The organism is Streptomyces sp. NPDC021115 (genome assembly GCF_044333065.1).
GTDB lineage: Bacteria > Actinomycetota > Actinomycetes > Streptomycetales > Streptomycetaceae > Streptomyces.
Window position 1 is genome coordinate 128,159 of sequence record NZ_JBIRQF010000015.1, and the last position, 12,059, is coordinate 140,217.

14 protein-coding genes and 1 pseudogene are annotated in these 12,059 nt (G+C 71.6%); 10 read left to right on the top strand and 5 right to left on the bottom strand.

Annotation, left to right across the window (positions count from 1 at the left end; genetic code table 11):
* Window positions 1–88 precede the first annotated feature (88 nt).
* Both ACH4TL_RS33915 and ACH4TL_RS33920 read left to right on the top strand, forming a co-directional pair.
* On the top strand, window positions 89–508 hold the full coding sequence (locus ACH4TL_RS33915) for a hypothetical protein (RefSeq protein WP_398323836.1): 420 nt from the start codon (window positions 89–91) through the stop codon (window positions 506–508).
* Window positions 505–678 carry a hypothetical protein gene (locus ACH4TL_RS33920; RefSeq protein ID WP_398324068.1) on the top strand — a complete coding sequence of 58 codons (174 nt, stop codon included), beginning with the start codon at window positions 505–507 and terminating at the stop codon, window positions 676–678. The genes ACH4TL_RS33915 and ACH4TL_RS33920 overlap by 4 nt, the downstream gene beginning before the upstream one ends.
* 23 nt (window positions 679–701) lie before the next feature.
* Here the strand turns inward: ACH4TL_RS33920 and ACH4TL_RS33925 are convergent, their stop codons facing one another.
* Window positions 702–1,850 (bottom strand): methyltransferase, encoded by a 1,149-nt coding sequence (locus ACH4TL_RS33925; RefSeq protein ID WP_398324056.1) that lies wholly within the window; start codon window positions 1,848–1,850, stop codon window positions 702–704.
* A gap of 145 nt (window positions 1,851–1,995) precedes the next feature.
* On the bottom strand, window positions 1,996–2,751 hold the full coding sequence (locus ACH4TL_RS33930) for a helix-turn-helix domain-containing protein (protein WP_398323834.1): 756 nt from the start codon (window positions 2,749–2,751) through the stop codon (window positions 1,996–1,998).
* Window positions 2,752–2,974: 223 nt separating this feature from the next.
* On the opposite strand from ACH4TL_RS33930, the gene ACH4TL_RS33935 reads away from it, so the two are divergent.
* The 4 genes from ACH4TL_RS33935 (at window position 2,975) to ACH4TL_RS33950 (ending at window position 6,051) form a co-directional block, all read left to right on the top strand.
* Window positions 2,975–3,637, top strand: coding sequence for a DUF4097 family beta strand repeat-containing protein (locus ACH4TL_RS33935; protein ID WP_398323832.1), 663 nt, complete (start codon window positions 2,975–2,977; stop codon window positions 3,635–3,637).
* Window positions 3,638–3,679: 42 nt separating this feature from the next.
* Complete coding sequence (locus ACH4TL_RS33940) at window positions 3,680–4,642, top strand: ATP-binding cassette domain-containing protein (protein WP_398323831.1); 963 nt, start codon at window positions 3,680–3,682, stop codon at window positions 4,640–4,642.
* Window positions 4,639–5,430, top strand: a complete 792-nt coding sequence (locus tag ACH4TL_RS33945) for an ABC transporter permease (protein ID WP_398323829.1) — start codon at window positions 4,639–4,641, stop codon at window positions 5,428–5,430. The genes ACH4TL_RS33940 and ACH4TL_RS33945 overlap by 4 nt, the downstream gene beginning before the upstream one ends.
* Before the next feature lie 147 nt (window positions 5,431–5,577).
* The gene (locus ACH4TL_RS33950; RefSeq protein ID WP_398323826.1) at window positions 5,578–6,051 is read left to right on the top strand and encodes a GNAT family N-acetyltransferase; all 474 of its coding nucleotides are present in this window, start codon (window positions 5,578–5,580) and stop codon (window positions 6,049–6,051) included.
* Here the strand turns inward: ACH4TL_RS33950 and ACH4TL_RS33955 are convergent.
* Entirely contained in the window at window positions 5,973–6,689 is a 717-nt protein-coding gene (locus ACH4TL_RS33955) for a hypothetical protein (protein WP_398323824.1), read from the bottom strand. The genes ACH4TL_RS33950 and ACH4TL_RS33955 overlap by 79 nt on opposite strands.
* 263 nt (window positions 6,690–6,952) lie before the next feature.
* Between ACH4TL_RS33955 and ACH4TL_RS33960 the strand changes: the two genes are divergently transcribed.
* Both ACH4TL_RS33960 and ACH4TL_RS33965 read left to right on the top strand, forming a co-directional pair.
* On the top strand, window positions 6,953–7,345 hold the full coding sequence (locus tag ACH4TL_RS33960) for a VOC family protein (protein ID WP_398323822.1): 393 nt from the start codon (window positions 6,953–6,955) through the stop codon (window positions 7,343–7,345).
* A gap of 90 nt (window positions 7,346–7,435) precedes the next feature.
* Complete coding sequence (locus tag ACH4TL_RS33965; RefSeq protein WP_398323820.1) at window positions 7,436–8,143, top strand: lytic polysaccharide monooxygenase; 708 nt, start codon at window positions 7,436–7,438, stop codon at window positions 8,141–8,143.
* Between the two features lie 8 nt (window positions 8,144–8,151).
* Here the strand turns inward: ACH4TL_RS33965 and ACH4TL_RS33970 are convergent.
* Window positions 8,152–8,640 (bottom strand): annotated as a pseudogene (locus ACH4TL_RS33970) (GNAT family N-acetyltransferase); the annotation flags it as partial.
* A gap of 16 nt (window positions 8,641–8,656) precedes the next feature.
* Window positions 8,657–9,721, bottom strand: a complete 1,065-nt coding sequence (locus ACH4TL_RS33975) for a LacI family DNA-binding transcriptional regulator (RefSeq protein WP_398323818.1) — start codon at window positions 9,719–9,721, stop codon at window positions 8,657–8,659.
* A 234-nt stretch (window positions 9,722–9,955) separates the two neighbouring features.
* On the opposite strand from ACH4TL_RS33975, the gene ACH4TL_RS33980 reads away from it, so the two are divergent.
* Window positions 9,956–11,101, top strand: coding sequence for a Gfo/Idh/MocA family protein (locus tag ACH4TL_RS33980; RefSeq protein ID WP_398323816.1), 1,146 nt, complete (start codon window positions 9,956–9,958; stop codon window positions 11,099–11,101).
* A gap of 7 nt (window positions 11,102–11,108) precedes the next feature.
* Window positions 11,109–12,056 carry a PmoA family protein gene (locus ACH4TL_RS33985; RefSeq protein ID WP_398323814.1) on the top strand — a complete coding sequence of 316 codons (948 nt, stop codon included), beginning with the start codon at window positions 11,109–11,111 and terminating at the stop codon, window positions 12,054–12,056.
* Window positions 12,057–12,059 lie beyond the last annotated feature (3 nt).

The following is a 12,059-nucleotide window of genomic DNA, read 5'->3' on the forward strand; positions in this document are numbered from 1 at the left end:
GGTCCAGCCGAACCGACAGCTCGGGTGAAGCAGCGGTGATCTCTCTACGGTCGGTCTCACCTGCTCACTGATGACGCCGGGAGACCCCGTGCAGAACCACAGAACATCCGCGCCATGGACGCCGCCGCACGGCAACGACGTCGAGCTGGTCAAGGTCGGCGCGCACTGGCACGCCGTACGCGCTCCCGCCGACTTGGCCGAACGCGCACTCGCCGCACTCGGCGAAGAGACCGGCGCCGTCATCGCCGACTACGGCCGCATGTACTGGCTCATCCGAACGGGAAGCGCTGGGGAGTGGCGGCGCGTCCGGCACGTCCACGTTCTCGGGACGGACTGTGCGGAGACCTCGTACGTCGGCGTTCCTCCAGCCACCCACACCACCGGCCCCCGCCTCCACTGGCGGGTCCCGATGGGTCCGGACCGGTACCTCACGGATGCCGACGCCCTGCGCGAGGCCCTGGTACGGGCGATCGCCGCTGAGCCCGGCGAGGAGGCGACGGCCCGGTGATGCCCCAGGTCTGCGCCCGTTGCCAGGAGAGCACCAGTCGGCCGGTCATCGTCGCGATCGAGCACGGCGCGAGCGGGGGAGGCCGCACCCTTTACGCCTGCCCCGACTGCGCGCCCACCTTTCCGAAGCAGCCCGACCCCTTCGCCGGAACCCGGCTGGACCGCCGGTGACGGCCGACCGCGAGCCGCGGGCCTCAGCCTGCCACCGCCAGCCGCCACAGCGACGTCACCTCCGCCGCGCGCGCCCGGTGCAGCGGGTCGGCGGCATCGGCGGCGCGGGGGTGGACGGGGCGGGTGTCCAGCCGGTCGACGACCCGCAGCCCGGCGGTCTCGAAGGCGCCCAGTAACTCCTCACGGGTCCGCAGCCCCAGGTGTTCGGCGAGGTCGGAGAGGATGAGCCAGCCCTCGCCGCCGGGGGTGAGGGCGTCGGCGAGCCCGTTCAGGAAGCCGTGCAGCATGCGGCTCCCGGGGTCGTACACCGCGTACTCGACCGGCGAGCTGGGGCGCGCCGGGACCCAGGGCGGATTGCAGACCACCAGCGGGGCGCGGCCCGGCGGGAAGAGGTCCGCCTGGACGACCTCCACCCGCTCGGCGAGCCCCAGCCGGTCGATGTTCTCCCGCGCGCAGGCCAGCGCCCGCGCGTCCTGGTCCGTCGCCACCACGCGCTCGACACCGCGCCGCGCGAGCACGGCGGCCAGCACGCCCGTACCGGTGCCGATGTCGAAGGCGGCGGTGGGGTCGGCGGGCAGCGGGGCCTCGGCCACCAGGTCGACGTATTCGCCGCGCACCGGGGAGAAGACCCCGTAGTACGGGTGGATGCGGTCGCCGCCGAGCGCCGGGATCTCGACGCCCTTCTCACGCCATTCGTGCGCGCCGATCAGCCCCAGCAACTCCCGCAGCGAGACCACCGAGGGGCCCTCCGCCGCGCCGTACGCCTGCGCGCACGCCTCCCGTACGTCGGGTGCCCGGCGCAGCGGTACGGCCAGCTCGGCGTCCAGCGGCACCAGCAGCATGCCCAGCAGCCGGGCCCGGCGCCCCTGTTCCTGCCGGTGCCGGTGGAACGCTTCGGCCGCGCTCTCCGCGGGCCCGCGCCGCCCCCGGGGCCGCCGCGGCCCCCGGTCGACCCGCCGCGCCAGCGCGGCGAGCAGCTGCCGGGCGCCCTGGTAGTCGCCGCGCCACAGCAGCGCGGTGCCCTCGCAGACGAGGCGGTACGCGGCGTCGGCCGTCATCCGGTCGTCCGCGACCACCACCCGCCGCGGCGGCGGCGCGCCGCTCTCGGAGCGCCACTGGGCGGCCCGGGGCCCGCCGTCCTCGGTCCATTCGATGACTTGCTGGGTAGTCAGTGGGTGCGCCCTTTGCTCTTGTGCCGTTCGCACCCGGAGTGCGTGTGCGTTGATCCTTCCGGTACAACGCTTCCGGCGCGAGCGGATTTCGGGAAACCGCGACATCCACGAGGAGGAGTGGCGGGCACACGACCGGCACGGGGCCCTATGCGCGATCCGCGTTTGACGTGGCAGTGCCGTCCGAAGTCGTTTCGGCTTTCGTGTAGAGGATCTCGCGGGCCTGTTCCGCGGCGCGGCCGAGGCTCTCGCCGACGAAGTCGAGGAAGCGGGCGACGTTCTCCAGGCGGACGGCGGCCGGGGTGCCGGGGCCGAGGACGCCGACGCCCTGCCGTGCGATCTCGACCTGCTGGGTGAGGGACTGGATGCTGGCGACCGTCGTCTGGTACCAGATGTCGTCGTCGACGACGTAGCGCTCGCGGCGTCGTTCGTCGCGTTCCCTGCGGAGCAGGGCCTGGCTCTCCAGGAAGGTGATCGATTTGGAGATGGTCGCCGGGCTGACCTGAAGGCGCTGGGCGAGTTCGGAGGCCGTCAGGCTCCCGGAATCGGTGGTGAGGAGACAGACCATCACCCGCGCCATCATCTTGGGCAGGCCCGACTGCATCATGACGGTGGTGAACAGCTCCTCGTACTCATGGACGGCATCGGCGTCGCGCCCGTAGGGCAGGGGAGCCGGCTCCGACCCCCGGGACGAGGCGGGCCTGCGCCGGTGGGCGCGCCGTTCCGTGGCGCGGTGGGCCAGGTCCGCGCGGTATCCGGTGGGGCCGCCGTTGCGCATCACCTCACGTGTGATCGTCGAGGTCGGACGGTCGAGACCTCTCGCGATCTCCGCGTACGCGAGGCCGTCGGCCAGCCCCAGCGCGATCTGCTGGCGGTCCTGCTGGGTGAGCCTGCCTCCCGGCATCGCAGCCTCCTTCGTGTTCCCTGAGGCCGCCAGCATAGCGTTCGCACTCAACCCATTGCAACGCAATCCAGCTCTGCTGTTGCATTACCTTCAGCGCCACTGCAACGATTTCATGCCTATGAGCTCCCTCGATGATTATTCGATGCAACAAGGGCGTTGTCCAAACTGCGAACGCAACGTAGCTTTTCCAATGTCAGAAACGACGAGCCGCAAGGAGAGCGCGATGCAGAAGTTCGACACCCCCGCCCCGATCTCCACCGTCCTCGACATCCCCGCAGGGCGCGTCCAGATCATCGCCGCCGACCGGGCCGACACCGCCGTCGAGGTCCTGCCCGCGAACGCCTCGAAGGACCGCGACGTGAAGGTGGCGGAGCAGACCAGGGTCGAATACGCCGACGGCGTCCTGCGGATCGAGGTCCCGGCGAAGAACCAGTACTTCGGTCCCTCCGGAACCATCGAGGTGACGGTCCAGCTGCCCGCCGGTTCCCGCGTGGAGGCGAAAGCGGCCAGCACCGAATTCCGGGCCGTCGGGCGCCTCGGCGACATCGACTTCGAGGGCGCGTACCGCCAGATCAAGATCGACGAGGCCGCGAGCGTCCGCCTCACCGCGGTCGACGGCGACGTCGAGGTCGGCCGGCTCAACGGCCCCGCGGAGATCAGCACCGCGAGGGGCGACATCCGGATCGCCGAGGCCGTGCGCGGCACGGTCGTGCTCCGCACCCAGTCCGGCGACATCTCGGTCGGCGCCGCCGCCGGAATCTCGGCCTCCCTGGACGCCGGTACCTCCTCCGGCCGCATCAGCAACGACCTCAGGAACGACGGCACCGCGCAGCTCGACATCCACGCCACCACTTCCCAGGGCGACATCACCGCCCGCAGCCTCTGACCCGCGGCCTCTGATCCGCGGCCCCTTGAAGGAGCCCCTTTCATGACCAGCTTGGCCATCGCGGCGAACGGGCTGCGCAAGTCCTACGGAGACAAGGTCGTGCTCGACGGCATCGACCTGGCGGTGCCGACCGGAACGGTCTTCTCCCTGCTCGGCCCGAACGGCGCGGGCAAGACCACCGCCGTCAAGATCCTCTCCACCCTCATCGGCGCCGACGCCGGTGACCTGCACGTCGGCGGCCACGACCTGGCCGCCGACCCGCAGGCGGTGCGTGCCGCGATCGGTGTCACCGGGCAGTTCTCCGCGGTCGACGGGCTGATCACCGGCGAGGAGAACATGCTCCTCATGGCGGACCTGCACCACCTGTCCAGGCGCGAGGGACAGCGGGTCACCGCCGAGTTGCTGGAGCGGTTCGACCTCGTCGAGGCGGCGAAGAAGCCCGCCGCCAGCTACTCCGGCGGCATGAAGCGCCGTCTGGACATCGCCATGACGCTGGTCGGCGACCCGCGGATCATCTTCCTCGACGAGCCGACCACCGGCCTGGACCCGCGCAGCCGCCACAACATGTGGAAGATCGTCCGCGAGCTGGTCTCCGGCGGCGTCACCGTCTTCCTCACCACGCAGTACCTGGAGGAGGCCGACGAACTGGCCGACCGCATCGCGGTGCTGAGCAACGGCCGGATCGCCGCCGAGGGGAGCGCCGACGAGCTGAAGCGGCTCATCCCGGGCGGGCACGTGCGGCTGCGCTTCACCGCCCCGGCCGCCTACCAGTCCGCCGCCGTCGCGCTGCGCGACGTGGCCCGGGACGACGAGGCGCTGTCGCTGCAGATGCCCAGCGACGGCAGCCAGCGCGAACTGCGCGCCATTCTCGACCGGCTGGACGCCGCCGGCATCGAGGCGGACGAGCTGACCGTGCACACCCCCGACCTCGACGACGTGTTCTTCGCCCTGACCGGCCCCGGCGTGCCCGCCCAGAACAACCAGCCCAAGGAGGATGTCCGATGAGCGCGCTCTCCCTCGCCGTCCGTGATTCGACCACGATGCTGCGCCGAAACCTCCTGCACGCCCGGCGCTATCCGTCGCTCACGCTGAACCTGCTGCTCACCCCGGTCATGATGCTCCTGCTCTTCGTCTACATCTTCGGTGACGTGATGAGCGCCGGTATCGCCGGCGGTGGCGCCGACCGCTCCCGCTACATCGCCTACGTCGTCCCCGGCATCCTGCTGATGACCATCGGCAGCACCGTCATCGGGGCCGCGGTGTCCGTCGCCACCGACATGTCCGAGGGCATCATCGCCCGCTTCCGCGCCATGGCCATCCACCGCGGGTCCGTGCTCATCGGGCACGTCGTCGGCAGCGTCCTGCAGTCGGTCGCCAGCGTGATCCTCATCGGCGTCGTCGCCGTGGCCATCGGCTTCCGCTCCACGGACGCCTCGCCCCTGGAGTGGCTGGCGGCGTTCGGGCTGCTCGCGCTCTTCGCCCTGGCACTCACCTGGATCGCGGTCGGGATGGGCATGGCCAGCCCGAACGCCGAGGCGGCCAGCAACAGCGCGATGCCGCTGATCCTCCTGCCGCTCATCTCCAGCGCGTTCACCCCGATCGACGCGATGCCGGGCTGGTTCCAGCCCATCGCCGAGTACCAGCCCTTCACACCGGCCATCGAGACCGTCCGCGGTCTGCTGCTCGGCACCGAGATCGGCAACAACGGGTGGCTCACGGTCGCCTGGTGCCTGGTGCTCGCGGCGCTCGGCTACCGCTGGTCGACCGCCTCGTTCAAGCGCGACCCGAAGTAACCGGCATGAACCCGCGGGCCACCTCCCGCACCTCGTCCCACCCGGGGCGGCGTCCCCCGACACCACGTCGGAGGACGCCGCCCCGTCGGCGTCCTCCTCATCGCCGCACCGCAGGACGAACTCGAACTCCCGCCTATGGTTGCGTGCATGACGAGCGCTCTCCGCCTGGAGAAGATCACCCCGGACACTTTGGACACCGCGATCGGGGTACGGGTCCGTCCGGATCAGGAGCATCTGGTCGCGCCGGTGGTGAAGTCCCTGGCCGAGGCGTACGTCCATCCCGGCACAGCCTGGCCCCGACTCATCCTCGACGATGACCGGCCCGTCGGTTTCCTCATGGCCTTCTTCGGCATCGACTGGCGGGCCGACGGCACGGGCACCGACATCCGATCCGGCCTCTGGCGCCTCAACATCGCGGCCGGTGAGCAGGGGCGGGGGTACGGCCGCTTCGCGGTCGAGTCCGTAGCCGCCGAAATCCGCCACCGCGGCGGCACCCGCATGACCACCACCTGGCACCCGGGCGCGGGTGGCCCGGAGGGCTTCTACCTCGGGCTCGGCTTCCAGCCGACGGGCGAGACGAGCGGGGGCCAGACGGTCGGCGAGCTGGACGTGGGGTCATGACTCGCGAGCGCACTCTCCGCGGTCATGCGAACGTGGGTGCCCAGCGGCTGGATATCGGTCAGTCGGTATCCGTCGGGAATGGACTCCGCTGTCGGCCCGGATGGCGGCGACGTGACGGGCACATCGATGACCAGGCGATCTACGACGTCGGCGAGCAGCCGCGCGGCGGGGTTGGTGGCGCCTTCGATCAGCACCGTGCGTGCACCGGCGGCTGCCAAGGTGTGCAGGGCCTTCTCGGGCTCGTCGCCGAGCGGGGGGAGCGGGAGACGGAAGGCGCCTTCGCCATGGCCGCCCGGCACGCCTTCCTCGATCGTCCCGTCGCGCCGGATCACCACGTCGTGCGTGCGGCGCAGCTCGGTCACCGCTCGGTCGTCGCTCTCGTCGGTGCCGACGGTGTACGCCCAGATGATGTGCGGCCGTCCCGTACGCAGCGAGTGCGGCCATGGGCCGAGCACGAGCAGCGCTTCCTGCTCCAGGACGCCGCGCTCCACCTCGACCCCGGCGCGTTCCAGCATCACCGCGCCGCCCTCGGCCCGCTCGCCTGCCGCGGCAAGCGCGTTGACCTCGGCGTGGTGGTCGCCCTTGCGGAGGTGGTACCCCCGCCGACCGGTACGCCGTCGCGGTCGAGGATCACGCACCCTACCGGCGGGTTGGGGCTCGTGGTCCCGAGGCCCTGAGCCGAGATGGCGATCGCTCGCCGCATGGCCGTCAGTTAGTTCGGCGTGGCCATCAGAACCCCGCACTCTCCTTGACCGCGTCGAGCAGATCCCGCACAGCGGGAACAGTACTCGCCGCCGCAAGAGGGGCGCGTCGGATGTCAAAGGGCCGTGGCCGATGTCCAAGGGCCAAGGCCGGGGCCGCGAGGGGAATAGCTGTGGTGCGTGGTGCCTTGCTGGTAATCATGCGTATCTACCGCACCTACGCGCGTGTCTACGCCGCCGACCTGGACGCGGCGCTGGGGCCGCTGAGCGCCGTCAGCGGCGAGCCGGTGAGCACCCGTTTCACGATGCCGAACGGCTTGGAGCTGGCCACCGTCGGCCGGGTTCTGGTGGTGGCGGGGGACGAGCGTGTACTGGAGCCGTACCGGGCTACGGCGGCGACGCTGATCGTGGACGATCTCGACGAGTGCCGGGCGCGCCTCGAACGGACGGGAGCGCGGGTCGTGCGTGGCCCGCAGGCCGTTCCCACCGGGAGGAACCTCACCGCCGAGCTGCCGGGGGGCGTCCAGATCGAATACGTCGAGTGGGACGAGGCGCAGTGGGAACGTGCCGGAGGCCGGCCCGCTCCGGCCTGATGACGCTTCGTCGCGCGTCTGGTCGCCCCATGATCCCCGTCCTACGATGGGAGCGCTCCCGCACGTGCCGAAAACGGAACTGGAGGCGCAATGAATTGTCATGGGCATGTCCGTAGATGGGGTCTTCGCGCCTCGGCCGTCGCCTCGGCCGCGACGTTGCTGGCCACCGTGGGGCTCGTCGGCGCCGCCGACGCGCACGGGTCGGCGATCGGGCCCGCGTCGCGGAACTACGGGTGCTGGAAGCGCTGGGGGAGCGACTTCCAGAATCCGGAGATGAAGACCAAGGACCCCATGTGCTGGCAGGCGTGGCAGGCCGACACCAACGCCATGTGGAACTGGAACGGCCTCTACCGGGAGGGTGTCGCGGGCAATCACCAGGCCGCGCTGCCCGACGGGCAGCTGTGCAGCGCCGGGCACACCTCGTCCGGGCGGTACAACGCGATGGACGTGCCCGGGAAGTGGGAGGCCACAGCGGTCAACAACAGCTTTACGTTCAAGAACCACGACCAGGCCAAGCACGGTGCGGACTACTACCGCATCTATGTGACCAGGCAGGGGTACGACCCGACGACCCAGCCGCTGCGCTGGAGCAACCTCGAACTCGTCGCCCAGACGGGGAAGATCGCACCCGGGGTGGGGGAGCCGTCGACCGATCCGAGCCTCAATGGGGTCACCGTGTCGATACCGGTCAACGCGCCCGGGCGCACCGGGCGCCATGTGGTGTTCATGATCTGGCAGGCCAGCCACTTCGACCAGACGTTCTACTCGTGCAGTGATGTGGTCTTCCCGGGCGGTTAGACCGTGAGTCAGACCGTGAGCGGAAGCCGCCAGTCCTGGGCCGTCACCGGGCCCGCGCCGTAACCCGGGTGCGGCTCCTCGGCGGTCAGCTCGAACCCCGCCCGCTGGTAGATCCGGCGGGCGGTGGCCTGGATGTCGGTGGTCCACAGCACCAGGTCGCGGTAGCCCGCCGCGCGGGCGAAGGCCACGCAGGCGGTCACCAGGCGCTCGCCGAGCCGCAGCCCCCGGGCGTCGGGTTCGACGAACAGCAGCCGCAGCCGGGCCGTCGCGGGGGCCTCGTCCCGTACGCACATCACCGAGCCGACGGGGCGGCCGTCGCGCTCGGCGATCCAGACGCGCTCGTACGCCGGGTCGTGCCGGGTGCCGAAGTTCCCGACGATACGGGCCACCAGGGCCTCGAACTCGGTGTTCCAGCCGTACTCCCGGGCGTACTCGACGCCGTGCCGGTGGACGATCCAGCCCAGGTCGCCGGGGCCGGGGGTGCGGAGTTGGACGTCGGACATGCCGTCCGCCTCAGTGCCGCGGCGCGGCGGTCGAGGCGCGGGCCATCAGCTCGGCGCGCACCATGGCCACCCCGCCCGGCGGCTGGGGTTCGCGGCCGAGGGCGAGGCGTCCGGCGCGTACCCCGGCGTCGTGCAGCGGCAGCCGCACCGTGGTGAGGGCGGGGACGGCGTCGGCGCTGAAGGGGAGGTCGTCGAAGCCCGCCACCGAGACGTCCTCGGGGATGCGCAGGCCCTGGTCGCGCAGGGCCGCGCAGACGCCGAGGGCGATGGTGTCGTTGGCGGCCACGATGGCGGTCAAGTCGGCGTGGCGGCGGAGGAGTTCGAGGGTGGCGTCGTAGCCGGAGGCGCGGTCGTAGAGGCCGTGGACGGTCAGCCGCTCCGCGTCCTTGTCGAGCCCGGCCGCGGTCAGGGCCTCGCGGTGGCCCTCCAGCCGGTGGCGGGTGGTGGTGCGCTCGGCGGGGCCCGCGACGTAGCCGATCTCGCGGTGGCCGAGGGACAGCAGATGCTCCGTCAGCCGCCGGGCGCCGCCGCGGTTGTCGAAGGTGAGGGTGATCGCGTCCTCGATCGGGGGCCGTCCGCACAGCACCACCCGGGTGCCGGAGGCGGCCAGTCGGGACGCCTTGGCGGCGACCGCGGCGGCGTGGTCGGGGTGCTCGACCGCGCCGCCGGTGAGGACGACGGCGGCGGCGCGCTGCCGCTGGAGGAGGGTGAGGTAGTTCAGCTCGCGTTCGGGCGAGCCGCCCGTATTGCAGATGACGGCCAGCTTCTCGGCACCGCGCACGGCCTCGCCGGAGCCGCCGTTGCCCCCCGGTGCGCCCATCTCGGACTGCACGGCGCCCGCGATGATGCCGAAGAAGGGGTCCGCGATGTCGTTGACCAGCACCCCGACCAGATCGGACGTGGCGGCGGCGAGAGCGCTTGCCGGGCCGTTGACCACGTACTCCAGGTCCTCGACGGCACGCAGCACCCGGGCCCGGGTCGATTCGGCAACCGGATAGTTGCCGCTCAGGACGCGCGACACGGTGGCCGCCGAGACCCGAGCCCGTGCGGCCACGTCGGCCAGGGTCACTGCCATGTTTCCTCCGTTGGATGGTCACCTGGGTCGTCCGGTGGGACGTCCGGCGGGACACCGTGCGCTGATGGGGCCGGGTCCATGCTCTCACTGGTCAGCGCCTTCGCGGCCATCGCATATCGAACCGGGAACGGGCGCGGGAATCTGTTCGCCGGGGTCTTGTCCTGACATCCGGACCGTGCCTAGGGTCGACCCCCAGCAAGCGCTTTCCGTCCCGTCGGCGAGGAGCCCCACTCCATGGCCTCAGCAGCCACCGCCCGTATCCGTGCCGCAGTCATCGGCACCGGAGCCATCGTCACGGGCAGCCATCTGCCCGCCCTGCGCGATCACGCCGACCGGGTCGATCTGGTCGCCGCGGTCGATGTGGACGAGGACCGGCTCGACGCCTTCCGCGCGACGGCGGCCGAGAGCGCCGGATTCACCGTCACCGGCTATCCCGATGTGTCCGCGATGCTGAAGGCCGAGCGCCCCGATCTCGTCCTCATCGGCACCCCGCCGTCCCTCCACCGCGAGCAGACGGTGGCCGCGCTCACGGCGGGCGCGTGGGTGCTGTGCGAGAAGCCGCTGTGCCTCACGCTCGCCGAGTACGACGAGATCGCGGCGGCGGAAACGGAGGCGGGCGGCCCGTACGCGTCCGTCGTCTTCCAGCACCGCTACGGCTCGGGCGCCGTCCACGCCCAGGACCTGCTGACCACGGGCGCCCTCGGCCGCCCGCTGGTGGCCCACTGCCAGACCACCTGGCACCGGGACACCGCGTACTACGCCGTCCCCTGGCGCGGCCGCTGGGACAGCGAGGGCGGCGGGCCCTCCATGGGCCACGGCATCCACCAGATGGATCTGCTGCTGCACCTCCTCGGCGACTGGACCGAGATCCGCGGCATGGCCGGGCGGCTGGTACACGACGTGGAGAGCGAGGACGTGTCCACCGCGCTGGTCCGGTTCGAAAACGGAGCCATGGCCACCGTCGTCAACAGCGTGCTCTCGCCCGACGAGGTCAGCCGCATCCGCATCGACTGCGCGGACGCCACCGTCGAGCTGACCCACCTCTACGGCCACCGCAACGACGACTGGGTCTACACCCCCGCCCCGCACGTCCGCGACGAGCCCGCCCGGCAGGAGCGCTGGCGCACCCCCGCCGCTGATCTGCCCAGCTCGCACGCGGCCCAGCTGACCGGGCTGCTGGACGCCATGCGGGACGGCGTACGGCCCCCGGGCAGCGGCCCGGACGCCCGCCGCACCCTCGAATTCATCGCCGCGCTCTACAAGGCGGCCTTCACCGGGCAGCCCGTGCACGCGGGAGAGATCGCGCCCGGCGACCCGTACTACGACGCCATGCACGGAAACCACCCCGAGTGGGCCCCGAACGCCGCGAAGGAGAGCTGAGGCCGTCATGACCCAGCAGATCACCGTCACCCACACCCACGGCGAGCGGATCTCGGTCGCCTCCGGCGGCGTCGAGCTGATGGCCTACGTCTACGCGCCCGACCCGGACGCCTTCGAATCGCGCAAGCCGTACGCCCACCCGCTGCGCACCCTCGCCGGAAGCCCGGTCTCCGGCTACCGGCCGAACGACCACCGCTGGCACAAGGGCCTCCAGATGACCTCCAGCCATCTGTCCGGCCAGAACTTCTGGGGCGGCAACTCCTACCTCGGCCCCGACCAGGGCTACCAGCGGGTCGAGGAGCGGGTCGGCTCCATGCGGCACGACGGCTTCGAGGAGTTCACGGTCACCGAGGACCGGCTGCGCTTCACCGAGAAGCTCACCTGGGTCGAGAACGGTGGCCAGGAGTGGGCGCGCGAGCTGCGCACCATCGAGCTGCACTCCGTCGAGCCGGACGAGGGCACCTGGGCCCTGGACTGGTCCATCCGCCTCACCAACGTCCGCGGCGAGGCGCTGCACTTCGGCTCCCCGACCACCGCGGGCCGCGAGATGGCCGGGTACACCGGGCTCAACTGGCGCGGCCCCCGCGACTTCACCGGCGGCGACGCCTTCGGCCCGGACGGGCGCGGCGGCGAGGGCGAGGCGGGCGCCTCGGACCTGATGGGCACCCCGGCCGCCGACGCCCCCTGGATCGCCTTCACCGGCGAGCACGACGCCATCGACGCGCACTCGACGCTGCTGTTCGCGCACGCGCCGGAGAACGCCGACGCGATCCACGCCTCCCACTGGTTCGTGCGCTCCGAGCCGATTCCCTCGGTCGCCCCCTCGTGGGCGTTCTTCGAGGAGTTCGAGCTTCCGCCGGGCGAGTCCTTCGGCTACCGCTACCGCGTGGTGGTCGCCGACGGCGCGTGGGACCGGACGCGCGCCGAGAGCTACCTCAAGAACCACGGGTGGTGAGCG

Bases quoted from the DNA above. Each gene is read 5' to 3' on its own strand.
- ACH4TL_RS33945 (WP_398323829.1), top strand. From the start codon at position 4,639: ATGAGCGCGCTCTCCCTCGCCGTCCGTGATTCGACCACGATGCTGCGC.
- ACH4TL_RS33985 (WP_398323814.1), top strand. From the start codon at position 11,109: ATGACCCAGCAGATCACCGTCACCCACACCCACGGCGAGCGGATCTCG.
- ACH4TL_RS33980 (WP_398323816.1), top strand. From the start codon at position 9,956: ATGGCCTCAGCAGCCACCGCCCGTATCCGTGCCGCAGTCATCGGCACC.
- ACH4TL_RS33940 (WP_398323831.1), top strand. From the start codon at position 3,680: ATGACCAGCTTGGCCATCGCGGCGAACGGGCTGCGCAAGTCCTACGGA.
- ACH4TL_RS33975 (WP_398323818.1), bottom strand. From the start codon at position 9,721: ATGGCAGTGACCCTGGCCGACGTGGCCGCACGGGCTCGGGTCTCGGCG.
- ACH4TL_RS33930 (WP_398323834.1), bottom strand. From the start codon at position 2,751: ATGCCGGGAGGCAGGCTCACCCAGCAGGACCGCCAGCAGATCGCGCTG.
- ACH4TL_RS33965 (WP_398323820.1), top strand. From the start codon at position 7,436: ATGAATTGTCATGGGCATGTCCGTAGATGGGGTCTTCGCGCCTCGGCC.
- ACH4TL_RS33950 (WP_398323826.1), top strand. From the start codon at position 5,578: ATGACGAGCGCTCTCCGCCTGGAGAAGATCACCCCGGACACTTTGGAC.
- ACH4TL_RS33935 (WP_398323832.1), top strand. From the start codon at position 2,975: ATGCAGAAGTTCGACACCCCCGCCCCGATCTCCACCGTCCTCGACATC.
- ACH4TL_RS33960 (WP_398323822.1), top strand. From the start codon at position 6,953: ATGCGTATCTACCGCACCTACGCGCGTGTCTACGCCGCCGACCTGGAC.